This window comes from Streptococcus mitis, assembly GCF_946190275.1.
In the GTDB taxonomy this organism is placed as follows: Bacteria; Bacillota; Bacilli; order Lactobacillales; family Streptococcaceae; genus Streptococcus; species Streptococcus mitis_DC.
The window spans coordinates 1-25,757 of record NZ_CAMHZQ010000002.1 but is presented as its reverse complement, the minus strand read 5'-3'; the positions used below and the strand labels follow the sequence as shown (position 1 = coordinate 25,757).

Genomic DNA, 25,757 nt, shown 5'->3' with positions numbered 1-25,757 from the left:
TTGAAGAATTGTTTACATAAAAAAGCTCCATACACCGGATGTGCATAGAGCAAAGGGGGCTTCATTTGATATAGAGTTCTTGGTTTTTCAAGACAATTTCACGTACGCTTGCAAACTTTTTGAGTTTTTTGATTTCTTCTGGATGAGTGACGAGAGTGATAACATAGCCTTCTTTACCCATGCGACCTGTACGGCCAGCACGGTGAGTGTAGGTTTCAATATCTCTAGGAACATCAAAGTTTACGACACATTCTAGGCTATCAATATCAATCCCTCGTGCCAGAAGGTCTGTTGCAAGAAGCAGGGTTAGTTGCTTATCTTTAAACTTTTCTAAGATGACTTTTCTAAATTTGACATTAACATCACTAGCGAGGGAAACAGCCAAGATATCCCGATACTGTAGTTTTTCTTCTGCACTTCCAAGGTCTGATAGGCTGTTAAAGAAGACAAGACCTCGGAAATCCTCTACATGAGCCAGTTTTCGTAGCATATCCACTCGGTGACGTTGGTCTACCTGCATGTAGAAGTGCTGGATGTTGTCCAATTTTTGGTCAGAAAGATCAATGGTACGTGTGTTAGGCGCAATATTCTTTTGGTCAAACTTGGTCGTAGCACTCATATAGACAAGTTGGTGGTCACGAGGTGCGTAGTGAGTTATTTTCTCAACAAAATGAATTTGAGAATCATCAAGCAATTGGTCAAATTCATCCAGGATGATGGTTTCTACGTTCATCATCTTGATTTTTTTCAATTTAATTAGTTCAAAGATACGGCCAGGGGTTCCAATCAGAATTTCTGGTCCTTTTTTGAGTCGTTCAATTTGACGTTTATGACTTGAACCTGATAGGAAGAGTTGGGCTGTCAAACCGATAGTTTCAGCCCACGTTTTACATACATCAAAAATCTGTCCAGCAAGCTCAGTATTTGGTGCTAGAATCAAGAGTTGTTGGGCTTTTTTCTTTTGTAGTCTGAGAAGACTTGGTAGAAGGTAAGCTAGGGTCTTACCAGTTCCTGTTGGGCTCACTCCTAGGAGGTTTTCTCCAGCAAGAAGGGGCTCAAATAGTTGGGTTTGAATGGGAGTGAATTCTTGGAAACCGAGTTGGTCACTCAGTTCTTGCCATTCAGTCGGTAGTTTGTTTTTCATTTTTCTGCCTCAAATCTAATGCCAGCAGTCTGGCGCATGGTATATAGTAGGTCATGAACAGAGCTTGCATCGTCCAGCCAATTCTGGTAGAGTGTCTGGTCTGGTTGCTGAATCATCTGTGCAAATGCAGAGACTTCCTCAGTCATCGTATGGGGAGCTTGTTGGATAGGGAGCTGGACTTGATTTCCTTGGTGGTCGGTAAAAATAGCCGAGCTGACATGTTCGATAGTGTTGAGGGTCAAGGTTCCATCTGTCGTATAAATCTCGCAAGGAAGATTGGAAGTGATGTTTTTCCCAGCCTTGATGTGAACTTGAAAGTCTGGGTATAAGAGGATACCATCTCCATTTAGGTCAATGCTATTGTCAAGCTGTTGAGCCTGATAGGTTGCGTCTTGAGCTTTTCCAAAGAGACGAACGGCAACGTAGAGAGGATAAATCCCCAAATCCATAAGAGCTCCACCAGCAAAACGGTCTGAGAAGACATTTGGTGTCTCCCCAGTCAACAAGTTAGGCATTTTGGAAGAATACTTGGCATAGTTGAAACCTGCTCCCAAAATTTGTTTGTCTGCTAAAAAGTTTTTGATGATAGTGAAAGCTTTTTCATGGTAATTGCGAGCTGCTTCGAATATAAAACAGTTATTTTTCTCAGCTGTATGTCTCAAATCTAGCCATTCTTGTGGCTGAGTGACAGCTGGCTTTTCAAGAATGACATGCTTACCTGCAGTCAATGCAGCTTTTGCCTGAGCAAAATGCAAGGAGTTTGGGCTAGCAATATAGACCACATCAAAGGAGCTCTTGAAGAAGTCCTCTACTTGATCAAAGAGTTGGATATTCTGATAGCGAGAAGCAAAGGTTGCCGCAGTTTCTAGTTTTCTAGAATAGACTGCGACCAACTGGTATTCTCCACTGGTATGGGCTGCTTCTATGAAGTGATGGCTGATAGCGCCTGTTCCGATGACACCTAATTTAAGCATAGTTACTCCTTTTCCGATTTCAAATCCTTCTTTCATTATAACATAGATAGACGGGACTATCCAACAGAGGGTAAAAAATTTCAAATAAGCTACTAGGTCTTTTCCAAAGAAAGTGGTACAATAATGAGATGAGTAAATGAAATGGGAGGGAAAATGAGGTTATTACCTATAAGAAAAATATCACGTCAGTCTAAGAGGCTAGCGCTTTTTTTGACTTTTTGTGCAGGTTATGTAGATGCCTATACGTTTATTGTGCGAGGGAATACTCTTGTTGCTGGACAAACTGGAAATGTCGTATTGCTATCAGTGGGACTCATTCAACACAATGTGTCAGATGCCAGTGCCAAAGTAATGACCTTACTAGCTTTTATGATGGGGGTCTTTTTACTAACGATTTATAAGGAAAAATTGAGAATTGTGAAAAAGCCCATTCTGTCATTGATTCCTTTGGCAATCTTATCAATCATTATTGGTTTTGTGCCGCAAACTGTAGATAATATTTATCTAGTACCGCCCTTAGCCTTTTGTATGGGCTTGGTGACAACTGCTTTTGGTGAGGTTTCGGGTATTGCCTATAATAACGCTTTTATGACAGGGAATATCAAACGGACCATGCTGGCTTTTGGAGATTATTTCCGAACCAAGCACACTCCTTTTTTACGTGAAGGGATTATCTTTGTAAGCCTGCTTAGTAGTTTTGTCCTTGGCGTTGTCTTTTCAGCTTATTTGACGATTTTCTATCATGAAAAGACCATTCTTGGTGTTCCTATTATGATGAGCATTTTTTACCTCAGCATGCTTTTTGCCTCTTGGCAGAAAAAAGTAAAAGAAAAAGCTTCATTTTAGGTGTTATTACTTGTAAGAAAATAGGAGATATGCTATACTTGAAGAGTTGACTATGCACGATCCTGTGCAACCGCACGAACATCGTTGCTTGATTATTCAAGTTTAAGTGGTTTGTCCCACGATGCTAGGCGAGTCTTCACAAAAAAATCGGGGTAACCCATAAAAATCATAGGAGGTGCATAATGAGCACATACGCAATTATCAAAACTGGCGGAAAACAAGTTAAAGTTGAAGTTGGTCAAGCAGTTTACGTTGAAAAATTGAACGTTGAAGCTGGTCAAGAAGTTACTTTTAACGAAGTTGTTCTTGTTGGTGGTGAAAACACTGTTGTCGGAACTCCACTTGTTGCTGGAGCTACTGTAGTTGGAACTGTTGAAAAACAAGGAAAACAAAAGAAAGTTGTTACTTACAAGTACAAACCTAAAAAAGGTAGCCACCGTAAACAAGGTCACCGTCAACCATATACAAAAGTTGTCATCAACGCAATCAACGCTTAATTTTAAGGAGAACACATGATACAAGCAGTCTTTGAGAGAGCCGAAGATGGCGAGCTGAGGAGTGCGGAAATTACTGGACACGCCGAGAGTGGCGAATACGGCTTAGATGTCGTGTGTGCATCGGTTTCTACGCTTGCCATTAACTTTATCAATTCAATTGAGAAATTTGCAGGCTATGAACCAATCCTAGAATTAAACGAAGATGAAGGTGGCTATCTGATGGTTGAAATTCCAAAAGATCTTCCTTCACACCAGAGAGAAATGACCCAGTTATTCTTTGAATCATTTTTCTTAGGTATGGCAAACTTATCGGAGAACTCTTCTGAGTTCGTCCAAACCAGAGTTATCACAGAAAACTAACACGGAGGAAAACATTATGTTAAAAATGACTCTTAACAACTTGCAACTTTTCGCCCACAAAAAAGGTGGAGGTTCTACATCAAACGGACGTGATTCACAAGCGAAACGTCTTGGAGCTAAAGCAGCTGACGGACAAACTGTAACAGGTGGATCAATCCTTTACCGTCAACGTGGTACACACATCTATCCAGGTGTAAACGTTGGACGTGGTGGAGACGATACTTTGTTCGCTAAAGTTGAAGGCGTAGTACGCTTTGAACGTAAAGGACGCGATAAAAAACAAGTTTCTGTTTACCCAATCGCTAAATAAAAAGGTCCAGTGAACCTTTTTATCCCGAGCCTTGAAGTATAAAGGCGAGGAAGCTAGAAACGGCTTAAAATAAGGCTTTCCGAGTTTTCGGAGAGCCTCTTTTTTTGTTTTGATACCCATGATTTTTTCGTTCTTAGTGTAGATGAATTTTATGAGTGATATTATTTTTCTTCGATGGAAAACTTCTAAAATATGGTATAATGAAAAGATAAAGAAGTTGGGGGTAGAAGATGAACATTCAACAATTACGCTATGTTGTTGCCATTGCCAATAGTGGTACTTTCCGTGAAGCTGCTGAAAAGATGTATGTTAGTCAGCCGAGTCTGTCCATTTCTGTTCGTGATTTGGAAAAAGAGTTGGGTTTTAAGATTTTCCGTCGGACCAGCTCAGGGACTTTCTTGACTCGTCGTGGTATGGAATTCTATGAAAAAGCGCAAGAACTGGTTAAAGGATTTGATATTTTTCAAAATCAGTATGCCAATCCTGAAGAAGAAAAAGATGAATTTTCCATTGCTAGTCAGCACTATGACTTCTTGCCACCAACCATTACGGCCTTTTCAGAGCGCTATCCTGATTATAAGAACTTCCGTATTTTTGAATCGACTACTGTTCAAATCTTAGATGAAGTAGCGCAAGGGCATAGTGAGATTGGGATTATCTACCTCAACAATCAAAATAAAAAGGGGATTATGCAACGGGTTGAAAAGCTAGGTCTGGAGGTCATTGAGTTGATTCCCTTCCATACCCATATTTATCTCCGTGAGGGGCATCCTTTGGCTCAGAAAGAGGAATTGGTTATGGAGGATTTAGCGGACCTACCAACAGTTCGTTTCACTCAAGAAAAAGACGAGTACCTTTATTATTCGGAGAATTTTGTCGATACCAGCGCTAGCTCACAGATGTTCAATGTGACAGACCGTGCTACTTTGAATGGTATTTTGGAGCGGACAGATGCTTATGCAACAGGTTCTGGATTTTTAGATAGTGACAGTGTTAATGGCATTACAGTTATTCGTCTCAAGGATAACCTAGATAATCGCATGGTCTATGTTAAACGTGAGGAAGTGGAGCTTAGTCAGGCTGGAACTCTTTTCGTAGAAGTCGTGCAAGAATATTTTGATCAGAAGAGGAAATCATGAAAAAAAGAGGAATAGTGGCAGTCGTTGTACTACTTTTGATTGGGCTGGATCAGTTAGTCAAATCCTATATCGTCCAGCAGATTCCACTGGGTGAAGTACGCTCTTGGATTCCTAATTTCGTTAGCTTGACCTATCTGCAAAATAGAGGGGCAGCCTTTTCTATCTTACAAGATCAGCAGTTGTTATTCGCTGTCATTACTCTGGTTGTCGTGGTAGGTGCCATTTGGTATCTACATAAACACATGGAGGACTCGCTCTGGATGGTCTTGGGTTTGACCTTGATTATCGCAGGTGGTCTTGGAAACTTTATTGACAGGATCAGTCAGGGATTTGTTGTGGATATGTTCCACCTTGACTTTATCAATTTTGCAATTTTCAATGTTGCAGATAGCTATCTGACGGTTGGAGTGATTATTTTATTGATTGCAATGCTAAAAGAGGAAATAAATGGAAATTAAAATTGAAACTGGTGGTCTGCGTTTAGATAAGGCTTTGTCGGATTTGACAGAATTATCACGCAGTCTCGCGAATGAACAAATCAAATCAGGTCAGGTCTTGGTCAATGGCCAAGTCAAGAAAGCTAAATACACTGTCCAAGAGGGCGATGTTGTCACTTACCATGTACCAGAGCCAGAGGTCTTAGAGTATGTAGCTGAGAATCTTCCGTTAGAAATCATCTACCAAGATGAGGATGTGGCTGTCATCAACAAGCCTCAGGGGATGGTGGTGCATCCGAGTGCTGGTCATACTAGTGGGACCCTAGTAAATGCCCTTATGTACCATATTAAGGACTTGTCTGGTATCAATGGGGTTTTGCGTCCAGGAATTGTTCATCGTATTGATAAGGATACGTCAGGTCTTCTTATGATTGCTAAAAACGATGAGGCGCATCTAGCGCTTGCTCAAGAACTCAAGGATAAAAAGTCTCTCCGCAAATATTGGGCGATTGTTCATGGAAATCTGCCTAATGATCGTGGTGTGATTGAAGCTCCGATTGGTCGTAGTGAAAAAGACCGTAAGAAACAGGCTGTGACTGCTAAAGGGAAGACTGCAGTGACTCGTTTCCACGTCTTGGAACGCTTTGGCGATTATAGCTTAGTGGAGTTACAACTGGAGACAGGGCGTACCCATCAAATCCGTGTCCACATGGCTTATATTGGTCATCCAGTCGCTGGTGATGAAGTCTATGGTCCACGCAAGACTTTGAAAGGGCATGGGCAATTTCTTCATGCCAAGACTCTAGGGTTTACTCATCCGAGAACAGGTGAGACCTTAGAATTTACAGCAGATATCCCAGAGATTTTTAAGGAAACTTTGGAGAGATTAAGGAAGTAAGAATGAAGAAGAAATTGATTAGTTTAGCACTTGCAAGCACTTTTTTAGGATTGTCATGGTATGGAAATGTTCAAGCTCAAGAAAGTTCAGGAAATAAAATCCACTTTATCAATGTTCAAGAAGGTGGCAGTGATGCGATTATTCTTGAAAGCAATGGACATTTTGCCATGATTGATACAGGAGAAGATTATGATTTCCCAGATGGAAGTGATTCTCGCTATCCATGGAGAGAAGGAATTGAAACGTCTTATAAGCATGTTCTAACAGACCGTGTCTTTCGTCGTTTGAAGGAATTGGGTGTCCAAAAACTTGATTTTATTTTGGTGACCCATACTCACAGTGATCATATTGGAAATGTTGATGAATTACTGACTACCTATCCAGTTGACCGAGTCTATCTTAAAAAATATAGTGATAATCGTATTACTAATTCTGAACGTTTATGGGATAATCTGTATGGCTATGATAAGGTTTTACAGACTGCCGCTGAAAAAGGTGTTTCAGTTATTCAAAATATCACACAAGGGGATGCTCATTTTCAGTTTGGGGACATGGATATTCAACTCTATAACTATGAAAATGAAACTGATTCCTCAGGTGAATTAAAGAAAATTTGGGATGACAATTCCAATTCCTTGATTAGCGTGGTGAAAGTCAATGGTAAGAAAATTTACCTTGGGGGCGACTTAGATAATGTTCATGGAGCAGAAGACAAGTATGGTCCTCTCATTGGAAAAGTTGATTTGATGAAGTTTAACCATCACCGTGATACCAATAAATCAAACACCAAGGATTTCATTAAACATTTGAGTCCGAGTTTGATTGTTCAAACCTCGGATAGTTTACCTTGGAAAAATGGTGTTGATAGTGAGTATGTTAATTGGCTCAAAGAACGAGGAATTGAGAGAATCAACGCAGCCAGCAAAGACTATGATGCAACAGTTTTTGATATTCGACAAGATGGTTTAGTAAACATTTCAACTTCCTACAAGCCGATTCCAAGTTTTCAAGCTGGTTGGCATAAGAGTGCATATGGGAATTGGTGGTATCAAGCACCTGATTCTACAGGAGAGTATGCTGTCGGTTGGAATGAAATTAAGGGTGACTGGTATTACTTTAACCAAACGGGTATCTTGTTACAGAATCAATGGAAAAAATGGAACAATCATTGGTTCTATTTAACAGACTCTGGTGCTTCTGCTAAAAATTGGAAGAAAATTGATGGAATCTGGTATTATTTCAACAAAGAAAATCAGATGGAAATTGGTTGGGTAAATACTGGAGGTCAGTCCTATTATTTATCAAACGATGGCTCTATGAAGACAGGGTGGCTTCAATATAAGGGGCAATGGTATTACTTTGCTCAATCGGGAGAAATGAAAACGGGTTGGGTAAAAGATAAAGAAATCTGGTACTATATGGATTCTACTGGTATCATGAAGACAGGCGAGATAGAAGTTGCTGGTCATCATTACTATCTGGAAGATTCAGGAGCTATGAAGCAAGGCTGGCTTAAAAAGGCAAATGCTTGGTATTTCTACAAGACAGACGGTTCACGAGCTGTGGGTTGGATCAAAGACAAGGATAAATGGTACTTCTTGAAAGAAAATGGTCAATTACTTGTGAATGGTAAGACACCAGAAGGCTATACTGTTGATTCAAGTGGTGCCTGGTTAGTGGATGTTCCGGTCGAGAAATCTGCTACAACTAGAGTTACAAGTAATTCAGAAATAAAAAAATCCAATGAAGTAGTGACAAAAGATCTTGAAAATAAAGAAATTAGACAGAATGAAGGTGTTACAAGCGCTTCAACTAGTCAAGATTTGACTTCTTCAACTTCACAAAGCTCTGAAACGAGTGCAAACAAATCGGAATCAGAACAGTAGTAAAAAAGAAGGTTTTAGGGCCTTCTTTTTCCTATCAACTCTTTTCTATTTCCTGCCATTCATGTTATAATGGATAAATATGAAGAATCGGAGTGAGACTATGAAATACAAACGGATTGTCTTTAAGGTGGGGACTTCTTCTCTGACAAATGAGGATGGAAGTTTATCACGTAGTAAGGTAAAGGCTATTACCCAGCAGTTGGCTATGTTGCACGAGGCTGGTCATGAATTGATTTTGGTGTCGTCGGGTGCCATTGCTGCAGGCTTTGGAGCCTTAGGATTTAAAAAGCGTCCGACTAAGATTGCTGATAAACAGGCTTCAGCAGCGGTAGGGCAAGGCCTTTTGTTGGAAGAATACACGACCAATCTTCTCTTGCGCCAAATCGTTTCTGCACAAATCTTGCTGACCCAGGATGACTTTGTGGATAAGCGTCGTTATAAAAATGCCCATCAAGCTTTGTCAGTTCTACTTAGCCGTGGAGCGATTCCTATCATCAACGAGAATGACAGTGTCGTTATTGATGAGCTCAAGGTTGGGGACAATGACACTCTTAGTGCACAGGTGGCGGCTATGGTCCAAGCAGACCTTTTAGTTCTCTTGACAGACGTAGACGGTCTCTATACAGGAAATCCTAATTCAGATCCAAGAGCCAAACGCTTGGAGAAAATCGAGACTATCAATCGTGAGATTATTGATATGGCTGGTGGAGCTGGCTCGTCAAATGGAACTGGAGGCATGCTAACAAAAATCAAGGCTGCGACTATCGCGACAGAATCAGGAGTTCCAGTTTATATCTGTTCATCCTTGAAGGCGGATGCCATGATTGAGGCAGCTGAGGTGACTAAGGATGGTTCCTACTTTGTTGCCCAAGAGAAGGGACTTCGTACCCAGAAACAATGGTTGGCCTTTTATGCTCAGAGCCAAGGTTCTATTTGGGTTGATAAAGGGGCTGCTGAAGCTCTCTCTCAACATGGCAAGAGTCTCCTTTTATCTGGTATTGTTGACGCAGAAGGAGCCTTTTCTTACGGTGATATTGTGACAGTATTTGACAAGGAAAGTGGAAAATCACTTGGAAAAGGACGCGTGCAATTTGGAGCATCTGCTTTGGAGGATATGTTGCGTTCTCAAAAAGCCAAGGGTGTCCTGATTCACCGTGATGACTGGATTTCCATTACTCCTGAAATCCAACTACTCTTTACAGAATTTTAGAGGTAAACTATGGTAAGTACACAAGAACAATTTGAACAGGTACAGGCTGTTAAAAAATCGATCAATACAGCTAGTGAAGAGGTGAAAAACCAAGCCTTGCTAGCCATGGCTAATCACTTAGTGGCTGCTACTGAGGAGATTTTAGCGGCCAATGTCCTCGATATGGAAGCGGCCAAAGGTAAAATCTCAGATGTGATGCTGGATCGTCTTTATTTGGATGCAGGGCGTATAGAAGCAATGGCAATTGGGATTCGTGAAGTGGTTGCTTTACCAGATCCAATCGGTGAAGTTTTAGAAACCAATCATCTTGAAAATGGTTTGGTTATCACAAAGAAACGGGTGGCTATGGGGGTTATTGGTATTATCTATGAAAGTCGTCCAAATGTGACGTCTGACGCGGCTGCTCTGGCTCTCAAGAGTGGAAATGCAGTTGTTCTTCGTAGTGGTAAGGATGCCTATCAAACAGCACATGCTATTGTCACAGCCTTGAAAAAGGGCTTGGAGACGACTACTATTCACCCAGATGTGATTCAACTGGTGGAAGATACCAGCCGAGAAAGCAGCTATGCCATGATGAAGGCCAAGGGCTATCTAGACCTTCTCATTCCTCGTGGAGGAGCTGGTTTGATCAATGCAGTGGTTGAAAATGCTATTGTACCAGTCATCGAGACAGGAACTGGGATTGTCCATGTTTATGTCGATAAGGATGCAGATGAGGATAAGGCACTGTCTATTATCAACAATGCTAAAACTAGTCGTCCTTCTGTCTGCAATGCCATGGAGGTTCTACTTGTTCATGAAGACAAAGCAGCAAGTTTCCTTCCTCGCTTGGAGCAAGTTCTAGTTGCAGAGCGTAAGGAAGCTGGACTGGAGCCAATTCAATTCCGCTTGGATGAGAAAGCAAGTCAGTTTGTTTCAGGTCAAGCAGCTGAGGCCCAAGACTTTGACACTGAGTTTTTAGACTATGTCCTAGCTGTTAAGGTTGTGAGCAGTTTAGAAGAAGCAGTTGAGCATATTGAAACCCACAGTACCCATCATTCGGATGCCATTGTGACGGAAAATTCTGAAGCTGCAGCTTACTTTACAGATCAAGTGGATTCTGCAGCGGTCTATGTCAATGCCTCAACTCGTTTCACCGATGGTGGCCAATTTGGTCTTGGTTGTGAAATGGGGATTTCTACTCAGAAATTGCACGCGCGTGGTCCAATGGGCTTGAAAGAGTTGACCAGCTATAAGTATGTGGTTACTGGTGACGGACAGATAAGGGAGTAAGAGATGAAGATTGGATTTATCGGTTTGGGGAATATGGGAGCTAGTTTGGCCAAGGCTGTCTTGCAGATCAAGACAGGTGATCAAATTCTCCTTGCCAATCGAACCCAAGCCAAGGTGGATGTTTTTATTGCTGACTTTGGCGGTCAAGCTTCTAGCAATGAAGAAATTTTTGCAGAAGCAGATGTGATTTTTCTAGGAGTAAAGCCTGCACAGTTCTCAGACTTGCTTTCTCAATATCAGACTATCCTTGAAAAACGAGAAAGTCTTCTTTTGATTTCTATGGCAGCTGGATTGACCTTGGAAAAACTGGCTAGTCTTCTTCCAAGTCAGCACAGAATTATTCGTATGATGCCAAATACCCCTGCTTCTATTGGTCAAGGAGTGATTAGTTATGCCTTGTCTCCTAATTGCAGGGCTGAGGACGGTGAGCTATTTTGTCAACTTTTAACTAAGGCTGGTCTCTTGGTTGAACTAGGAGAAGGCTTAATCGACGCAGCGACAGGTCTTGCAGGCTGTGGACCGGCTTTTGTCTATCTCTTTATTGAGGCCTTGGCAGATGCAGGTGTTCAGACAGGATTGCCACGAGAAATAGCTTTAAAAATGGCAGCACAAACTGTGGTAGGAGCTGGGCAATTGGTCCTTGAAAGTCAGCAACATCCTGGGGTCTTAAAAGATCAAGTTTGTAGCCCAGGTGGTTCGACTATCGCTGGTGTAGCAAGCCTAGAAGCGCATGCTTTTCGAGGAACGGTCATGGATGCAGTTGGTCAAGCTTACAAACGAACACAAGAACTAGGTGAATAAGAGGTGGATGTGTCTGCCTCTTTTATGGTGTTTGAAATGCGAAGACAAAAAGATTATCACAAACCCCCATTTTTTTGATAGAATAGAAGTAGTAAAAAAGAAATGAGTTAGACATGTCAAAAGGATTTTTAGTCTCTCTTGAGGGACCAGAGGGAGCAGGCAAGACTAGTGTTTTAGAGGCTCTGCTACCAATTTTAGAGGAAAAAGGAGTAGAGGTGCTGACGACCCGTGAACCTGGCGGAGTTTTGATTGGGGAGAAGATTCGGGAAGTAATTTTGGATCCAAGTCATACTCAGATGGATCCTAAGACAGAGCTCCTTCTCTATATTGCTAGTCGCAGACAGCACTTGGTGGAAAAAGTTCTTCCAGCCCTTGAAGCTGGCAAGTTGGTCATTATGGACCGCTTCATCGATAGTTCCGTTGCCTATCAGGGATTTGGTCGTGGCTTGGATATCGACGCCATTGATTGGCTCAATCACTTTGCGACAGACGGCCTTAAACCCGATTTGACATTCTATTTTGACATCGAGGTGGAAGAAGGACTGGCTCGCATTGCTGCTAATAGCAATCGTGAGGTCAATCGTTTGGACTTGGAAGGGTTGGACTTGCATAAAAAAGTTCGTAAAGGCTATCTTTCTCTTCTGGACAAAGAAGGAAATCGCATTGTCAAGATTGATGCGAGTCTCCCTTTGGAGCAGGTTGTGGAAACTACCAAGGCTGTCTTGTTTGATAGAATGGGATTAGCTAAATGAAACAAGATCAACTAAAGGCCTGGCAGCCAGATCAGTTTGACCGATTTGTCCGTATTCTAGAACAAAACCAGCTCAATCACGCCTATCTCTTTTCAGGTTTTTTTGGAAGCTTGGAAATGGCTCAATTTTTGGCTAAGAGCCTCTTTTGTACGGATAAGGTAGGTGTGTTGCCATGTGAGAAATGTCGAAATTGTAAGCTGATTGAACAGGAAGAATTTCCCGATGTCACTTTGATTAAGCCAGTCAATCAGGTTATTAAGACAGAGCGGATTCGAGAATTGGTGGGGCAGTTTTCTCAAGCAGGGATTGAAAGCCAGCAGCAGGTCTTTATTATCGAGCAAGCTGAGAAAATGCATCCTAACGCAGCCAATTCTCTGCTCAAGGTCATCGAAGAACCCCAGAGTGAGGTTTATATTTTCTTCCTGACCAGCGATGAAGAAAAGATGTTACCGACCATCCGAAGTCGGACCCAGATTTTCCACTTTAAAAAGCAAGAAGAAAAACTCATCCATCAATTAGAACAAGCAGGTCTGGTCAAGAAAAAAGCGACTCTCCTAGCTCAGTTTAGTCAATCGCGAGCTGAAGCAGAAAAGTTGGCAAATCAGGCAGGCTTTTGGACCTTGGTCGATGAAAGTGAACGCCTGCTGACTTGGTTAGTAGCTAAGAAAAAAGAAAGTTATTTGCAAGTTGCTAAACTAGCTAGCTTGGCAGAAGACAAGGAAAAACAAGATCAGGTTTTACGGATTCTTGAAGTTCTCTGTGGACAAGATATCCTACAAGCAAGAGTAAGAGTGATTCTACAAGATTTGCTAGAAGCTAGAAAAATGTGGCAAGCTAATGTCAGCTTTCAAAATGCCATGGAATATCTGGTCTTGAAAGAAATATAAACTCAAAAATGAATGATAAAGAAAGGAAAGGGCTGTTTTATGGACAAAAAAGAATTATTTGACGCGCTGGACGATTTTTCCCAACAGTTACTAGTGACCTTGGCTGATGTGGAAGCCATCAAGAAAAATCTCAAGGGCCTGGTAGAGGAAAATACAGCTCTTCGCTTGGAAAATAGTAAGTTGCGAGAACGCTTGGGTGAGGTGGAAGCAGACGCTCCCGTCAAGGCCAAGCATGTTCGCGAAAGTGTCCGTCGCATTTACCGTGATGGATTTCACGTATGTAATGATTTTTATGGACAACGTCGAGAGCAGGATGAGGAATGTATGTTCTGTGACGAGTTGTTATACAGGGAGTAGGCATGCAGATTCAAAAAAGTTTTAAGGGGCAGTCTCCCTATGGCAAGTTGTATCTAGTGGCAACGCCGATTGGCAATCTAGATGATATGACCTTTCGTGCTATCCAGACCTTGAAAGAAGTGGCTTGGATTGCTGCTGAAGACACGCGCAATACAGGACTTTTGCTAAAGCATTTTGACATTTCAACCAAGCAGATTAGTTTTCATGAGCACAATGCCAAGGAAAAAATTCCTGATTTGATTGGTTTCCTGAAAGCAGGGCAAAGTATTGCTCAGGTATCCGACGCGGGTCTGCCTAGTATCTCAGACCCTGGTCATGATTTGGTCAAGGTAGCTATTGAGGAAGAAATTGCGGTTGTGACTGTTCCAGGTGCCTCTGCAGGAATTTCTGCTTTGATTGCCAGTGGTTTAGCGCCACAGCCACATATCTTTTACGGCTTTTTACCGAGAAAATCAGGCCAGCAAAAGCAATTTTTCGACTCGAAAAAAGATTATCCTGAAACTCAGATTTTCTATGAATCTCCCCATCGTGTGGCAGATACGTTAGAAAATATGCTAGAAGTCTACGGTGACCGCTCGGTCGTCTTGGTCAGGGAATTGACTAAAATCTATGAAGAATACCAAAGAGGTACAATCTCTGAATTGCTGGAAGGCATCTCTGAAACGCCACTCAAGGGAGAATGCCTTCTCATCGTTGAAGGTGCCAGTCAGGATGTGGAGGAAAAAGACGAGGAGGACTTGTTCTTAGAAATCCAAGCTCGTATCCAGCAAGGCATGAAGAAAAATCAAGCTATCAAGGAAGTAGCTAAGTTTTACCAGTGGAATAAAAGTCAGCTCTATGCTGCCTACCACGACTGGGAAGAAAAGCAAGAAAATGACTAAACAGGGAAGTTTGCCTTCTTCCCTTTTTTTGTTATACTAGTAGAAGAAAAAATTAGAAAGATTTGTGGGAGTGAAAAAGTCTGGGGGACTTTTTCAGCCTGAGCCAAGAAATTCGAAAACTCTTAAGTCCGATTGGCTTTTTCAATGTGAAACTTGTCTTCACACTCCCAAAGAGGTATTAGTGTCGTGTCTCAATCTTATATCAATGTTATCGGTGCTGGTTTGGCAGGTTCTGAAGCAGCCTACCAAATCGCAGAGCGTGGTATTCCAGTTAAACTTTATGAAATGCGTGGTGTCAAGTCAACACCCCAGCACAAAACAGACAATTTTGCAGAGTTGGTTTGTTCCAATTCTCTTCGTGGGGATGCTTTGACAAATGCAGTGGGTCTCCTCAAGGAAGAAATGCGTCGCTTGGGTTCAGTTATCTTAGAATCTGCTGAAGCAACCCGTGTTCCTGCAGGTGGTGCTCTTGCGGTGGACCGTGATGGTTTCTCCCAAATGGTGACCGAAAAAGTTACCAACCATCCCTTGATTGAAGTGGTTCGTGATGAAATTACAGAATTACCGACAGATGTTATCACAGTTGTCGCTACTGGTCCCTTGACCAGCGATGCCCTGGCTGAAAAGATTCATGCTCTTAATGACGGCGATGGTTTCTATTTCTACGATGCGGCAGCCCCTATTATCGATGTCAACACTATCGATATGAGCAAGGTTTATCTCAAGTCTCGTTATGATAAGGGAGAAGCCGCTTATCTCAACGCTCCCATGACCAAGCAGGAGTTTATGGATTTCCATGAAGCCTTGGTCAATGCAGAAGAAGCACCGCTCAATTCCTTTGAAAAAGAAAAGTACTTTGAAGGCTGTATGCCTATCGAAGTTATGGCCAAACGTGGCATTAAAACTATGCTTTATGGTCCTATGAAACCAGTCGGTTTGGAGTATCCAGACGACTACACAGGACCTCGTGATGGAGAATTTAAAACACCTTATGCGGTGGTTCAGCTTCGTCAGGACAATGCAGCTGGTAGCCTATACAATATTGTTGGTTTCCAGACCCACCTCAAATGGGGAGAACAAAAGCGTGTTTTCCAAATGATTCCAGGTCTTGAAAATGCTGAGTTTGTTCGTTATGGTGTCATGCACCGCAATTCTTATATGGATTCACCAAATCTTCTTGAGCAAACCTATCGTTCCAAGAAACAGCCAAACCTCTTCTTTGCTGGTCAAATGACGGGTGTGGAAGGCTATGTAGAGTCAGCGGCTTCAGGCTTGGTTGCGGGAATTAACGCGGCTCGTCTTTTTAAGGGAGAAAGCGAGTCTATTTTCCCAGAGACAACAGCGATTGGTAGTTTGGCTCATTATATCACCCATGCGGACAGCAAACACTTCCAACCAATGAATGTCAATTTCGGAATTATCAAGGAGTTGGAAGGCGAGCGTATTCGTGATAAGAAGGTTCGTTATGAAAAAATTGCAGAGCGTGCTCTTTCTGACTTAGAGGAATTTTTAACTGTCTAATTTTTTTGAAAGAATTGCTCATGATACTATAAAAATCTTAGAAATTGTGATAAAATAGGTAGGATAAAAAAAGGAGAGTGAAAATGGCGAATCCCAAGTATAAACGTATTTTAATCAAGTTATCAGGTGAAGCCCTTGCCGGAGAACGTGGCGTAGGGATTGATATCCAAACAGTTCAAACAATCGCAAAAGAGATTCAAGAAGTTCATAGCTTAGGTATCGAAATTGCCCTTGTTATTGGTGGAGGAAATCTCTGGCGTGGAGAACCTGCAGCAGAAGCAGGTATGGACCGCGTTCAGGCAGATTACACAGGAATGCTTGGGACTGTTATGAATGCTCTTGTGATGGCAGATTCATTGCAACAAGTTGGTGTCGATACGCGTGTACAAACAGCTATTGCCATGCAACAAGTGGCAGAGCCTTACGTACGTGGACGTGCCCTTCGTCACCTTGAAAAAGGCCGTATCGTTATCTTTGGTGCTGGAATTGGTTCACCTTACTTCTCAACAGATACAACAGCGGCCCTTCGTGCAGCTGAAATCGAAGCGGATGCCATCCTTATGGCTAAAAATGGGGTCGATGGTGTTTACAATGCCGATCCTAAGAAGGACAAGACAGCCGTTAAATTTGAAGAATTGACCCACCGTGATGTTATCAATAAAGGTCTCCGTATCATGGACTCAACAGCTTCAACTCTCTCAATGGATAACGACATTGACTTGGTTGTCTTCAACATGAACCAACCAGGCAACATCAAACGTGTCGTATTTGGTGAAAATATCGGAACAACAGTTTCAAATAATATCTAAGAAAAGGAATAAGAAAGATTATGGCTAACGCAATTATTGAAAAAGCTAAAGAGAGAATGACCCAGTCTCACCAATCACTTGCTCGTGAATTTGGTGGTATCCGTGCTGGCCGTGCCAATGCAAGCTTGCTTGACCGTGTACATGTAGAATACTACGGAGTCGAAACTCCTCTTAACCAAATCGCTTCAATTACCATTCCAGAAGCGCGTGTTTTGTTGGTAACACCATTTGACAAGTCTTCATTGAAAGACATCGAACGTGCCTTGAACGCTTCTGATCTTGGTATCACACCAGCTAATGACGGTTCTGTGATTCGCTTGGTTATCCCAGCTCTTACAGAAGAAACTCGTCGTGACCTTGCTAAAGAAGTGAAGAAGGTCGGCGAAAATGCTAAAGTGGCTGTCCGCAATATCCGTCGCGATGCTATGGACGAAGCTAAGAAACAAGAAAAAGCAAAAGAAATCACTGAAGACGAATTGAAGACTCTTGAAAAAGACATTCAAAAAGTAACAGACGATGCTGTTAAACACATCGACGACATGACTGCCAACAAAGAGAAAGAACTTTTGGAAGTCTAAAAATAAAAAACAGAAAAACTCAGTTGGCATTGCTGGCTGAGTTTTATTCGAAAGAAGGAAATATGAATACAAATCTTGCAAGTTTTATCGTTGGACTGATTATCGATGAAAACGACCGTTTTTACTTTGTGCAAAAGGATGGTCAAACCTATGCTCTTGCTAAGGAAGAAGGTCAGCATACAGTAGGGGATACGGTTAAAGGTTTCGCCTATACAGATATGAAGCAAAAGCTCCGCTTGACCACTCTAGAAGTGACTGCAACTCAGGACCAATTTGGTTGGGGCCGTGTCACAGAAGTTCGTAAGGACTTGGGTGTCTTTGTGGATACAGGTCTTCCTGACAAGGAAATCGTTGTGTCACTTGATATCCTCCCTGAGCTTAAGGAACTCTGGCCAAAGAAGGGGGATAAACTCTACATCCGTCTAGAAGTGGACAAGAAAGACCGTATCTGGGGCCTCTTGGCTTATCAAGAAGACTTCCAACGTCTGGCTCGTCCTGCCTACAACAACATGCAGAACCAAAACTGGCCAGCCATTGTTTACCGCCTCAAGCTGTCAGGAACTTTTGTTTACCTGCCAGAAAATAACATGCTTGGTTTTATCCATCCTAGCGAGCGTTACGCAGAGCCACGTTTGGGGCAAGTATTAGATGCGCGCGTTATTGGGTTCCGTGAAGTGGACCGTACCTTGAACCTTTCCCTTAAACCACGTTCTTTTGAGATGTTGGAAAATGATGCTCAGATGATTTTGACTTATTTGGAAAGTAATGGCGGTTTCATGACCTTGAATGACAAGTCATCTCCAGACGACATCAAGGCAACCTTTGGCATTTCTAAAGGTCAGTTCAAGAAAGCACTTGGTGGTTTGATGAAGGCTGGTAAAATCAAGCAAGACCAGTTTGGTACAGAATTGATTTAGGGAGACTTATGAGAAAATCATTTTACACTTGGCTCATGACCGAGCGCAATCCTAAAAGTAACAGTCCCAAAGCTATCTTGGCAGACCTAGCTTTTGAAGAGTCAACCTTTCCAAAACACACAGATGATTTTGATGAGGTGAGTCGCTTTCTGGAAGAACATGCCAGTTTCTCTTTTAACCTAGGAGACTTTGACGCTATCTGGCAAGAATACTTAGAACACTAGCATGATTCATTGGGTTTGGGCTAGTAATTTCTCCACCCCTTTGCTATAATAAAAAGAAATAAAAGGATTAGAGAGGTTCTTTATTTGAAGGAACATTCAATAGACATTCAACTGAGTCATCCAGATGACTTGTTTCATCTTTTTGGTTCCAATGAACGCCATCTTCGTTTGATGGAAGAAGAGCTGGATGTGGTGATTCATGCCCGTACGGAGATTGTCCAGGTTTTGGGAGAAGAGACTGCCTGTGAGGAAGCCCGTCAGGTTATTCAGGCTTTGATGGTCTTGGTGAACCGTGGGATGACCGTTGGTACGCCAGATGTGGTGACTGCAATTAGCATGGTCAAAAACGATGAAATTGATAAGTTTGTCGCCCTTTACGAAGAAGAAATTATCAAGGACAATACAGGGAAGCCTATCCGTGTCAAAACACTGGGTCAAAAACTTTATGTGGATAGTGTTAAACAGCATGATGTGACCTTTGGAATCGGACCAGCAGGGACAGGGAAGACCTTTCTTGCAGTGACCTTGGCAGTGACAGCCCTTAAACGTGGGCAGGTTAAGCGGATTATCCTAACACGCCCGGCAGTGGAAGCTGGAGAGAGTCTAGGTTTTCTTCCGGGTGATCTTAAGGAGAAGGTAGATCCTTACCTTAGACCTGTTTATGATGCCTTGTATCAGATTCTGGGGAAAGACCAAACGACTCGTCTCATGGAGCGTGAAATTATTGAAATTGCGCCCCTTGCCTATATGCGTGGACGAACCTTGGATGATGCCTTTGTCATTCTCGATGAGGCGCAAAATACGACCATCATGCAGATGAAGATGTTCTTGACGCGTTTAGGTTTTAATTCTAAGATGATTATCAATGGAGATATCAGTCAGATTGACTTGCCACGCAATGTCAAGTCAGGTTTGATTGATGCCCAAGAGAAACTCAAGAACATTCACCAGATTGACTTTGTTCATTTTTCAGCCAAGGATGTGGTTCGTCATCCAGTTGTCGCTCAGATTATCCGAGCCTATGAACCAGTACCAGTTAAAAAAGCAGAGAGTGAAGAATTAGATCCTCAACCTCTATCTGAAGGATAGTTCTTTTGTATTTTAAGTTATCTCAATGCAATGTTTCATTCAATATCCTTATATTAGTTAGAAACTTTTCAAGTGGTGGAAACCTATGGAATCAATCTTTTTAAAACTATCTCAGTATCCCATAGTGGAGACTGAGCGTTTATTGCTTAGACCTGTAACTTTGGATGATGCGGAAGAAATGTTTGACTATGCCTCGGACATAGAAAATACGCGCTACACTTTTCCAACCAATCAAAGCTTGGAAGAAACCAAAAATAATATTGCTCAGTTCTACTTGGCTAATTCCTTGGGACGTTGGGGAATAGAACTAAAAAGCAATGGCAAATTTATCGGAACAATTGATTTGCACAAGATTGATCCTGTTCTTAAGAAGGCAGCTATTGGTTACATTATCAATAAAAAATATTGGAATCAAGGATTGACGACAGAAGCCAATCGTGCTGTGATTGAGCTAGCTTTTGAGAAGATTGGAATGAACAAGTTGACCGCCCTTCACGATAAGGACAATCCTGCATCTGGAAAGGTCATGGAGAAATCAGGAATGCGTTTTTCCCACGAAGAAGCTTATGCTTGTATGGACCAGCATGAAGAAGGTCGAATCGTGACAAGAGTTCATTATGTCTTGACTAAGGAAGACTATTTTGCAAATAAATAAGCAGTTGAGAAGAAATTTTCAACTGTTTTTTCTTCCTCTTACGAATAATTTAAGAGAGGAGAAAATATGGAAGTAATTATCGAGAAAATCAAAGAGTATAAAATTATTGTCATCTGTACTGGTCTGGGCTTGCTTGTAGGCGGATTTTTCCTGCTAAAGCCAGCTCCACACACACCTGTCAAAGAAACGAATTTACAGGCAGAAGTTGTAGCTGTTTCCAAGGGTTCATCGACCGAAAAGGAAGTGAAGGAAGAAAAGGAAGAACGCCTTGAACAAGATCTAATTACAGTAGATGTGAAAGGTGCTGTAAAATCACCAGGGATTTATGATTTGCCTGTAGGTAGTCGAGTCAATGACGCTGTTCAGAAGGCTGGTGGCTTGACAGAACAAGCAGATAGCAAGTCGCTCAATCTAGCTCAGAAAGTTAGTGACGAGGCTCTGGTTTACGTTCCCACTAAGGGAGAAGAGGCAGCTAGTCAACAGACTGGTTCTGGAGTGGCTTCTTCAACAAGCAAAGAAAAGAAGGTCAATCTCAACAAGGCCAGTCTGGAAGAGATTAAACAGGTCAAAGGACTAGGTGGCAAACGAGCTCAGGACATTATCGACCATCGTGAAACAAATGGGAAATTCAAATCGGTTGATGAACTTAAGAAGGTCTCTGGCATTGGTTCTAAAACGATAGAAAAGCTAAAAGACTATGTTACAGTGGATTAAGAATTTCCCCATTCCCCTAGTTTACCTGAGTTTTCTGTTACTTTGGCTTTATTACGCTATTTTCTCAGCATCCTATCTTGCTTTGTTGGGCTTTGTTTTTCTGCTAGTCTGTCTCTTTATCCAATTTTCTTGGAAATTAGCAGGCAAAGTTCTAGTGATTTGTGGAATCTTTAGTTTCTGGTTTCTGTTTCAAACTTGGCAACAGAGTCAAGCTAGTCAAAACCTAGCGGGCTCTGTTGAAAGGGTACGGATTTTGCCTGACACTATTAAGGTTAATGGTGATAGTCTATCCTTTCGTGGTAAGTCTGATGGACGCATTTTTCAAGTTTATTATAAACTCCAGTCCGAGGAGGAAAAAGAAGTCTTTCAAACCTTGACAGACCTTTATAATATAGAACTAGAAGGGAAGATTTCGGAGCCAGAAGGGCAGAGAAATTTTGGTGGATTTGACTACCAAGCCTATCTGAAGACTCAGGGAATTTATCAAACTCTCAATATCAAAAAAATCCAGTCACTTCAAAAGGTTGGCAGTTGGGATATAGGTGAAAATCTATCCAGCTTACGTCGAAAGGCTGTAGTTTGGATTAAGACACACTTTCCAGATCCAATGCGTAACTACATGACTGGGCTCTTACTAGGACATCTGGACACAGATTTTGAGGAGATGAATGAGCTTTATTCTAGTTTAGGAATTATCCACCTTTTTGCTTTGTCTGGCATGCAGGTAGGTTTTTTCATGGATGGCTTTAAGAAACTTCTCTTACGATTGGGCTTGACTCAAGAAAAGTTGAAATGGCTGACTTATCCCTTTTCTCTTATCTATGCTGGGCTGACAGGATTTTCAGCTTCGGTCATTCGCAGTCTCCTGCAAAAGTTACTGGCTCAACATGGTGTTAAGGGCTTGGATAATTTTGCCTTGACGGTGCTTGTATTCTTTATCATCATGCCAAACTTTTTCTTGACAGCAGGAGGAGTCTTGTCCTGCGCTTATGCTTTTATCTTGACCATGACCAGCAAAGAAGGGGAGGGGCTTAAGGCTATTGCCAGAGAAAGTCTAGTCATTTCCTTGGGCATATTGCCCATTCTATCCTTCTATTTTGCGGAATTTCAGCCTTGGTCCATCCTTTTGACTTTTGTCTTTTCCTTTCTTTTTGACTTGGTCTTCTTACCGCTCTTGTCTGTCTTATTTGTCCTTTCCTTTCTCTATCCAGTCATTCAGCTGAATTTTATTTTTGAATGGTTGGAGGGGATGATTCGATTGGTATCACAGGTGGCAAGTAGACCTCTGGTCTTTGGACAACCCAATGCATGGCTGTTGATACTACTATTAATTTCTTTGGCTTTAGTCTATGATTTGAGGAAAAACATTAAAAGGCTAATAGTATTGAGTTTATTGATTACAGGGCTCTTTCTCCTGACCAAGTATCCACTAGAAAATGAAATCACCATGCTGGATGTGGGGCAAGGCGAAAGTATTTTCCTACGGGATGTAACTGGGAAAACCATTCTCCTAGACGTAGGTGGCAAGGCAGAATCTGATAAGAAAATAGAAAAATGGCAAGAAAAGGCGACGACCAGCAATGCTCAGCGAAGCTTGATACCCTATCTTAAAAGTCGCGGAGTAGCCAAGATTGACCAGCTGATTTTGACAAATATGGACAAGGAACATGTTGGAGATTTGTTGGAGGTGACCAAGGCTTTCCATGTAGGGGAGATTTTAGTATCAAAAGGCGGTTTGAAACAGAAGGAATTTGTGACAGAACTACAAGCGACCCAAACAAAAGTTAGAAGTATAACAGCAGGAGAGAATTTGTCAATTTTCGGAAGTCAGTTAGAAGTCCTATCTCCAAGGAAAATTGGAGACGGAGGTCATGAAGATTCCCTGGTTCTGTATGGGAAACTCTTGGATAAGCACTTTCTCTTCACGGGAAATTTGGAGGAGAAAGGAGAGAGGGACTTGCTGAAGCAGTATCCTGACCTAGAAGTGGATGTTTTGAAAGTTGGCCAACATGGCTCTAAAAAATCATCAAGTTCAGCCTTTTTAGAACAGCTCAAACCAGAGATGACTCTCATCTCAGTTGGAAAGAACAATCGAACGAAACTCCCCCATCAGGAAACCTTGACACGACTGGAGGGTATCAATAGCAAAGTTTACCGAACTGATCAGCAAGGTTCTATACGCTTTAAGGGGTGGAATAGTTGGAAAATCGAAAGCGTTCGATAGGAAGAACAAATGTTGAAAAGGTGTTAGATTTCTATTCCCACTTAATTATTACTTCATGTAATCAAAAATAAGAATGAAAATCTTTTAATAATAAAACGCATAATATCAAGTTTTTAGATAACTGATACTATGCGTTTTTACTGATTTTAAAGAATTTTTGTCTAGCCTTGAAAAAATTTTTTAATGTGAATTTGATGGTTATCATTGTAGATGATACTTTTATATAACAAAACAGACTCAATAGAAATCAAGGGATAAAATATAAAAATTAACAAGTTGAATATTATAGTTTTTTGGAATTTGAAAATGTTATAAAAACGTAATTTTTCAGACAATAGATATTTATTTGCATTAAATGTAATAATTATAAAACAAAAGCAGTAAATATCCGTATATATATATATATATATACGGATATAGTTCGTTTGGTGATATAAAATTTTGAAAATAATCTATTGATTTATTAGATGAAAAGAGTATTATAAAATATAATAAGATATTTAAAATGGAGGAAATCAGATGTTTTATAAAGATAATCACAATCGTGAAAAACAATTACGTTTTTCTATTCGTAAAGTAAGTTTTGGTGCTGCTTCAGTAGCTGTAGCGGCTCTTTTGATGTTTCTAGGAAATGGTGCTGTAGAGGCATCAGAGCAACAAAATTCTACGAACGAAGCTATTTTGGGAGTTACAAGCGCAAATAGAGATGAAAGTATATCGACTGACTCTAAAATAAAAGAAGGAAATAAGGAGGCTGATAAAAAAAATTCCGTAGAAGAAAACAAGCAACCTCTTGCTAAATCTGAAAAAGAAAATAGGGAATCAGTAATTCCTACTGATACTCCAACAACATTGAATACTGAGACAAATCAAGAGAAACCTGCGGTTTTGAAACGAGTTCGTAGATCAAATCCAGATAGTGGGATGGATAGTTCTACCACTAATGATGATCCTTCTGCAAATAAAGTATTTGAAGAGCCAGCAGAGGGAGCTAGTCTGGATGAATTGAAAGCAAAACTAAACGAATTGGAAAATTCAGTTGAAAATAATGACAAAATTAGAGATATGGACACTGTTGGTAACTCTAAACAAGTAGAAAAAGGAGCGGTTAATGAAATTAATGAATTTGGTGGCTGGAAAGCTGTAACAGATAATGGAGAAACAGGAAAATTTGCAATTGCAAGAAAAACAGAAGGTGGAGTTTTTCCATTAGAAACAGTAAATACTGTTCGTACAATCAAAGGAAATTACGAATACTATTATGACACATATGTTAGAGAACAAGCATTTGATCGAACTGGTGACTATATGCTATTTCTATCAAAAGTTAGAACTTTAGCGGACCGAGAGGAAAAAACATTTGATGGTCAACCGTATAAAGAAGACAAAGAAGGAAATGGTATTGCAAGAGGTGTTAAGGGATTTAATGGTATTGAAAAGACATTTAAAGCCTACTCCTCTGAAACTGGTTCTACAGTAAAAATTTCCTTTAAGACAGGGTATTCTGGTGATATCAATGGAGGAAAAGCAAAATATAAAGTAGAAGTTATGATTGATGAAAATGGGGTGAAGAAAACAATTTATACTAACACTTTTGCTCCAACGGATACTAGAGATGATAGTGAAGCAATTATAACACCGGCGAGAGACGGAAATAAGACAGAGTATATAAGAAGTGCATATAATAATAAGACACTAGATAAAAAGCAAGTTGAAGCAAAAATGGCAGAGGAGACGAACAAGCCAAACGGTACACCAGGGAAATTTACAAGTAAAAATATTGTTCTACCAAAAGGAGTAACAGATTATACTGTTCGTATTAGTTCTGCTGATAATCAACATTTAGGAATGGGATATCAATCGCCTCATAATCATTATGCACTTCCTATTTCTGGATTAGAATTTAGTATTAGTCAGGATACGAGTAACCTAGCTAAGAATCTCTTGCAGAGAATATATAATAAATTAAAAGAAACAGAGTCTACAGATAAAAGCCAAAAGACAGGTGATAGTGCTAGCAATTATGAAAATAAATTAAATGAGATCGATGCTTTATTGAAATCTAGTGATTTAAAAACAACAGCAGAATATAAAAGATTATCTTTGGATTTATTAAATGCTAAGGAACAGTTAAAAGAAGTTACGCCAGATGCGCCAGCTGTAGCAGTTGATTCAGATAAGGCACAAGTAACAGTTACCCCAAGTAACAATGCGGATCGTCTTGAAGTCAGTGTCGGTAATGACAAGGTAGTCGCAACGAAGACAGATTCAACATGGAGTCTAGCAACTCCTAAGGACGGCGTAAGCATCGATGCCAACACAGGTGTCGTGACAGTCGCTCATAACGCCGCAGATGCCAATACAGTGATTAGTGC

27 protein-coding genes, 1 pseudogene and 1 other annotated feature are annotated in these 25,757 nt (G+C 41.0%); of the genes and pseudogenes, 25 read left to right on the top strand and 3 right to left on the bottom strand.

What is annotated here, in order from left to right; all coding sequences use genetic code 11:
* Positions 1-61: 61 nt before the first annotated feature.
* Positions 62-1,144: a DEAD/DEAH box helicase gene (locus N8M20_RS01580; RefSeq protein WP_261078836.1), complete on the bottom strand. Its 1,083-nt coding sequence runs from the start codon at positions 1,142-1,144 to the stop codon at positions 62-64.
* On the bottom strand, positions 1,141-2,118 hold the full coding sequence (locus N8M20_RS01575) for a Gfo/Idh/MocA family protein (RefSeq protein WP_261078835.1): 978 nt from the start codon (positions 2,116-2,118) through the stop codon (positions 1,141-1,143). The genes N8M20_RS01580 and N8M20_RS01575 overlap by 4 nt, the downstream gene beginning before the upstream one ends.
* Positions 2,119-2,259: 141 nt before the next feature.
* Here N8M20_RS01575 and N8M20_RS01570 point away from each other — a divergent pair, with 141 nt between their 5' ends.
* The 4 genes from N8M20_RS01570 (at position 2,260) to rpmA (ending at position 4,131) form a co-directional block, all read left to right on the top strand.
* Positions 2,260-2,964 (top strand): YoaK family protein, encoded by a 705-nt coding sequence (locus N8M20_RS01570; RefSeq protein WP_261078834.1) that lies wholly within the window; start codon positions 2,260-2,262, stop codon positions 2,962-2,964.
* Between the two features lie 58 nt (positions 2,965-3,022).
* Positions 3,023-3,110: a sequence feature (ribosomal protein L21 leader region), on the top strand.
* A 36-nt stretch (positions 3,111-3,146) separates the two neighbouring features.
* Complete coding sequence (rplU, locus tag N8M20_RS01565) at positions 3,147-3,461, top strand: 50S ribosomal protein L21 (protein ID WP_000109141.1); 315 nt, start codon at positions 3,147-3,149, stop codon at positions 3,459-3,461.
* A gap of 15 nt (positions 3,462-3,476) precedes the next feature.
* A complete protein-coding gene (locus N8M20_RS01560) occupies positions 3,477-3,821 on the top strand; it encodes a ribosomal-processing cysteine protease Prp (RefSeq protein WP_000613699.1) in 345 nt (114 codons plus the stop codon).
* 16 nt (positions 3,822-3,837) lie between these two features.
* Entirely contained in the window at positions 3,838-4,131 is a 294-nt protein-coding gene (rpmA, locus tag N8M20_RS01555; protein ID WP_000916509.1) for a 50S ribosomal protein L27, read from the top strand.
* A gap of 166 nt (positions 4,132-4,297) precedes the next feature.
* Here rpmA and N8M20_RS01550 read toward each other — a convergent pair.
* A pseudogene (locus N8M20_RS01550) lies at positions 4,298-4,369 on the bottom strand (AraC family transcriptional regulator); the annotation flags it as partial.
* Here N8M20_RS01550 and N8M20_RS01545 point away from each other — a divergent pair.
* The 21 genes from N8M20_RS01545 to N8M20_RS01445 form a co-directional block, all read left to right on the top strand.
* Entirely contained in the window at positions 4,362-5,270 is a 909-nt protein-coding gene (locus N8M20_RS01545) for a LysR family transcriptional regulator (protein ID WP_101782182.1), read from the top strand. The pseudogene N8M20_RS01550 and the gene N8M20_RS01545 sit on opposite strands and share 8 nt — an antisense overlap.
* Complete coding sequence (lspA, locus tag N8M20_RS01540) at positions 5,267-5,728, top strand: signal peptidase II (RefSeq protein WP_261078833.1); 462 nt, start codon at positions 5,267-5,269, stop codon at positions 5,726-5,728. Before N8M20_RS01545 ends, lspA begins: the two co-directional genes overlap by 4 nt.
* Positions 5,718-6,605 carry an RluA family pseudouridine synthase gene (locus N8M20_RS01535; protein ID WP_261078832.1) on the top strand — a complete coding sequence of 296 codons (888 nt, stop codon included), beginning with the start codon at positions 5,718-5,720 and terminating at the stop codon, positions 6,603-6,605. The genes lspA and N8M20_RS01535 overlap by 11 nt, the downstream gene beginning before the upstream one ends.
* Positions 6,606-6,607: 2 nt before the next feature.
* Positions 6,608-8,491, top strand: coding sequence for a phosphorylcholine esterase CbpE (cbpE, locus tag N8M20_RS01530; protein ID WP_261078831.1), 1,884 nt, complete (start codon positions 6,608-6,610; stop codon positions 8,489-8,491).
* A gap of 100 nt (positions 8,492-8,591) precedes the next feature.
* Positions 8,592-9,701, top strand: a complete 1,110-nt coding sequence (proB, locus tag N8M20_RS01525; RefSeq protein ID WP_261078830.1) for a glutamate 5-kinase — start codon at positions 8,592-8,594, stop codon at positions 9,699-9,701.
* Between the two features lie 9 nt (positions 9,702-9,710).
* Positions 9,711-10,973: a glutamate-5-semialdehyde dehydrogenase gene (locus N8M20_RS01520; protein WP_261078829.1), complete on the top strand. Its 1,263-nt coding sequence runs from the start codon at positions 9,711-9,713 to the stop codon at positions 10,971-10,973.
* Between the two features lie 3 nt (positions 10,974-10,976).
* Complete coding sequence (gene proC, locus N8M20_RS01515; RefSeq protein ID WP_261078828.1) at positions 10,977-11,774, top strand: pyrroline-5-carboxylate reductase; 798 nt, start codon at positions 10,977-10,979, stop codon at positions 11,772-11,774.
* A gap of 113 nt (positions 11,775-11,887) precedes the next feature.
* Positions 11,888-12,526 (top strand): dTMP kinase, encoded by a 639-nt coding sequence (gene tmk, locus N8M20_RS01510; RefSeq protein ID WP_261078827.1) that lies wholly within the window; start codon positions 11,888-11,890, stop codon positions 12,524-12,526.
* Complete coding sequence (locus N8M20_RS01505) at positions 12,523-13,413, top strand: DNA polymerase III subunit delta' (RefSeq protein ID WP_261078826.1); 891 nt, start codon at positions 12,523-12,525, stop codon at positions 13,411-13,413. The genes tmk and N8M20_RS01505 overlap by 4 nt, the downstream gene beginning before the upstream one ends.
* Before the next feature lie 39 nt (positions 13,414-13,452).
* Positions 13,453-13,770 (top strand): DNA replication initiation control protein YabA, encoded by a 318-nt coding sequence (gene yabA, locus N8M20_RS01500; RefSeq protein ID WP_061813900.1) that lies wholly within the window; start codon positions 13,453-13,455, stop codon positions 13,768-13,770.
* A 2-nt stretch (positions 13,771-13,772) separates the two neighbouring features.
* Entirely contained in the window at positions 13,773-14,651 is an 879-nt protein-coding gene (gene rsmI / locus N8M20_RS01495; RefSeq protein ID WP_261078825.1) for a 16S rRNA (cytidine(1402)-2'-O)-methyltransferase, read from the top strand.
* A gap of 186 nt (positions 14,652-14,837) precedes the next feature.
* Complete coding sequence (trmFO, locus tag N8M20_RS01490; protein ID WP_261078824.1) at positions 14,838-16,172, top strand: methylenetetrahydrofolate--tRNA-(uracil(54)-C(5))-methyltransferase (FADH(2)-oxidizing) TrmFO; 1,335 nt, start codon at positions 14,838-14,840, stop codon at positions 16,170-16,172.
* Between the two features lie 83 nt (positions 16,173-16,255).
* Positions 16,256-16,981 (top strand): UMP kinase, encoded by a 726-nt coding sequence (pyrH, locus tag N8M20_RS01485; RefSeq protein WP_000002995.1) that lies wholly within the window; start codon positions 16,256-16,258, stop codon positions 16,979-16,981.
* Positions 16,982-17,001: 20 nt separating this feature from the next.
* A complete protein-coding gene (frr, locus tag N8M20_RS01480) occupies positions 17,002-17,559 on the top strand; it encodes a ribosome recycling factor (protein ID WP_001262225.1) in 558 nt (185 codons plus the stop codon).
* 62 nt (positions 17,560-17,621) lie between these two features.
* Positions 17,622-18,476 carry an RNA-binding virulence regulatory protein CvfB gene (gene cvfB / locus N8M20_RS01475; protein ID WP_261078823.1) on the top strand — a complete coding sequence of 285 codons (855 nt, stop codon included), beginning with the start codon at positions 17,622-17,624 and terminating at the stop codon, positions 18,474-18,476.
* An 8-nt stretch (positions 18,477-18,484) separates the two neighbouring features.
* A complete protein-coding gene (locus tag N8M20_RS01470) occupies positions 18,485-18,700 on the top strand; it encodes a YozE family protein (RefSeq protein WP_084851727.1) in 216 nt (71 codons plus the stop codon).
* 84 nt (positions 18,701-18,784) lie between these two features.
* The gene (locus tag N8M20_RS01465; protein WP_261078822.1) at positions 18,785-19,789 is read left to right on the top strand and encodes a PhoH family protein; all 1,005 of its coding nucleotides are present in this window, start codon (positions 18,785-18,787) and stop codon (positions 19,787-19,789) included.
* Between the two features lie 85 nt (positions 19,790-19,874).
* Entirely contained in the window at positions 19,875-20,444 is a 570-nt protein-coding gene (locus tag N8M20_RS01460) for a GNAT family N-acetyltransferase (protein WP_261078821.1), read from the top strand.
* Between the two features lie 66 nt (positions 20,445-20,510).
* On the top strand, positions 20,511-21,158 hold the full coding sequence (locus tag N8M20_RS01455) for a helix-hairpin-helix domain-containing protein (RefSeq protein ID WP_261078820.1): 648 nt from the start codon (positions 20,511-20,513) through the stop codon (positions 21,156-21,158).
* Positions 21,142-23,382: a DNA internalization-related competence protein ComEC/Rec2 gene (locus N8M20_RS01450; RefSeq protein WP_261078819.1), complete on the top strand. Its 2,241-nt coding sequence runs from the start codon at positions 21,142-21,144 to the stop codon at positions 23,380-23,382. Before N8M20_RS01455 ends, N8M20_RS01450 begins: the two co-directional genes overlap by 17 nt.
* Positions 23,383-23,901: 519 nt before the next feature.
* The coding region (locus N8M20_RS01445; protein WP_261078818.1) for a YSIRK-type signal peptide-containing protein at positions 23,902-25,757 on the top strand (1,856 nt) is incomplete at its 3' end.

Bases quoted from the DNA above. Each gene is read 5' to 3' on its own strand.
- N8M20_RS01580 (WP_261078836.1), bottom strand. From the start codon at position 1,144: ATGAAAAACAAACTACCGACTGAATGGCAAGAACTGAGTGACCAACTC.
- N8M20_RS01575 (WP_261078835.1), bottom strand. From the start codon at position 2,118: ATGCTTAAATTAGGTGTCATCGGAACAGGCGCTATCAGCCATCACTTC.
- N8M20_RS01570 (WP_261078834.1), top strand. From the start codon at position 2,260: ATGGGAGGGAAAATGAGGTTATTACCTATAAGAAAAATATCACGTCAG.
- rplU (WP_000109141.1), top strand. From the start codon at position 3,147: ATGAGCACATACGCAATTATCAAAACTGGCGGAAAACAAGTTAAAGTT.
- N8M20_RS01560 (WP_000613699.1), top strand. From the start codon at position 3,477: ATGATACAAGCAGTCTTTGAGAGAGCCGAAGATGGCGAGCTGAGGAGT.
- rpmA (WP_000916509.1), top strand. From the start codon at position 3,838: ATGTTAAAAATGACTCTTAACAACTTGCAACTTTTCGCCCACAAAAAA.
- N8M20_RS01545 (WP_101782182.1), top strand. From the start codon at position 4,362: ATGAACATTCAACAATTACGCTATGTTGTTGCCATTGCCAATAGTGGT.
- lspA (WP_261078833.1), top strand. From the start codon at position 5,267: ATGAAAAAAAGAGGAATAGTGGCAGTCGTTGTACTACTTTTGATTGGG.
- N8M20_RS01535 (WP_261078832.1), top strand. From the start codon at position 5,718: ATGGAAATTAAAATTGAAACTGGTGGTCTGCGTTTAGATAAGGCTTTG.
- cbpE (WP_261078831.1), top strand. From the start codon at position 6,608: ATGAAGAAGAAATTGATTAGTTTAGCACTTGCAAGCACTTTTTTAGGA.
- proB (WP_261078830.1), top strand. From the start codon at position 8,592: ATGAAATACAAACGGATTGTCTTTAAGGTGGGGACTTCTTCTCTGACA.
- N8M20_RS01520 (WP_261078829.1), top strand. From the start codon at position 9,711: ATGGTAAGTACACAAGAACAATTTGAACAGGTACAGGCTGTTAAAAAA.
- proC (WP_261078828.1), top strand. From the start codon at position 10,977: ATGAAGATTGGATTTATCGGTTTGGGGAATATGGGAGCTAGTTTGGCC.
- tmk (WP_261078827.1), top strand. From the start codon at position 11,888: ATGTCAAAAGGATTTTTAGTCTCTCTTGAGGGACCAGAGGGAGCAGGC.
- N8M20_RS01505 (WP_261078826.1), top strand. From the start codon at position 12,523: ATGAAACAAGATCAACTAAAGGCCTGGCAGCCAGATCAGTTTGACCGA.
- yabA (WP_061813900.1), top strand. From the start codon at position 13,453: ATGGACAAAAAAGAATTATTTGACGCGCTGGACGATTTTTCCCAACAG.
- rsmI (WP_261078825.1), top strand. From the start codon at position 13,773: ATGCAGATTCAAAAAAGTTTTAAGGGGCAGTCTCCCTATGGCAAGTTG.
- pyrH (WP_000002995.1), top strand. From the start codon at position 16,256: ATGGCGAATCCCAAGTATAAACGTATTTTAATCAAGTTATCAGGTGAA.
- frr (WP_001262225.1), top strand. From the start codon at position 17,002: ATGGCTAACGCAATTATTGAAAAAGCTAAAGAGAGAATGACCCAGTCT.
- cvfB (WP_261078823.1), top strand. From the start codon at position 17,622: ATGAATACAAATCTTGCAAGTTTTATCGTTGGACTGATTATCGATGAA.
- N8M20_RS01470 (WP_084851727.1), top strand. From the start codon at position 18,485: ATGAGAAAATCATTTTACACTTGGCTCATGACCGAGCGCAATCCTAAA.
- N8M20_RS01460 (WP_261078821.1), top strand. From the start codon at position 19,875: ATGGAATCAATCTTTTTAAAACTATCTCAGTATCCCATAGTGGAGACT.
- N8M20_RS01455 (WP_261078820.1), top strand. From the start codon at position 20,511: ATGGAAGTAATTATCGAGAAAATCAAAGAGTATAAAATTATTGTCATC.
- N8M20_RS01450 (WP_261078819.1), top strand. From the start codon at position 21,142: ATGTTACAGTGGATTAAGAATTTCCCCATTCCCCTAGTTTACCTGAGT.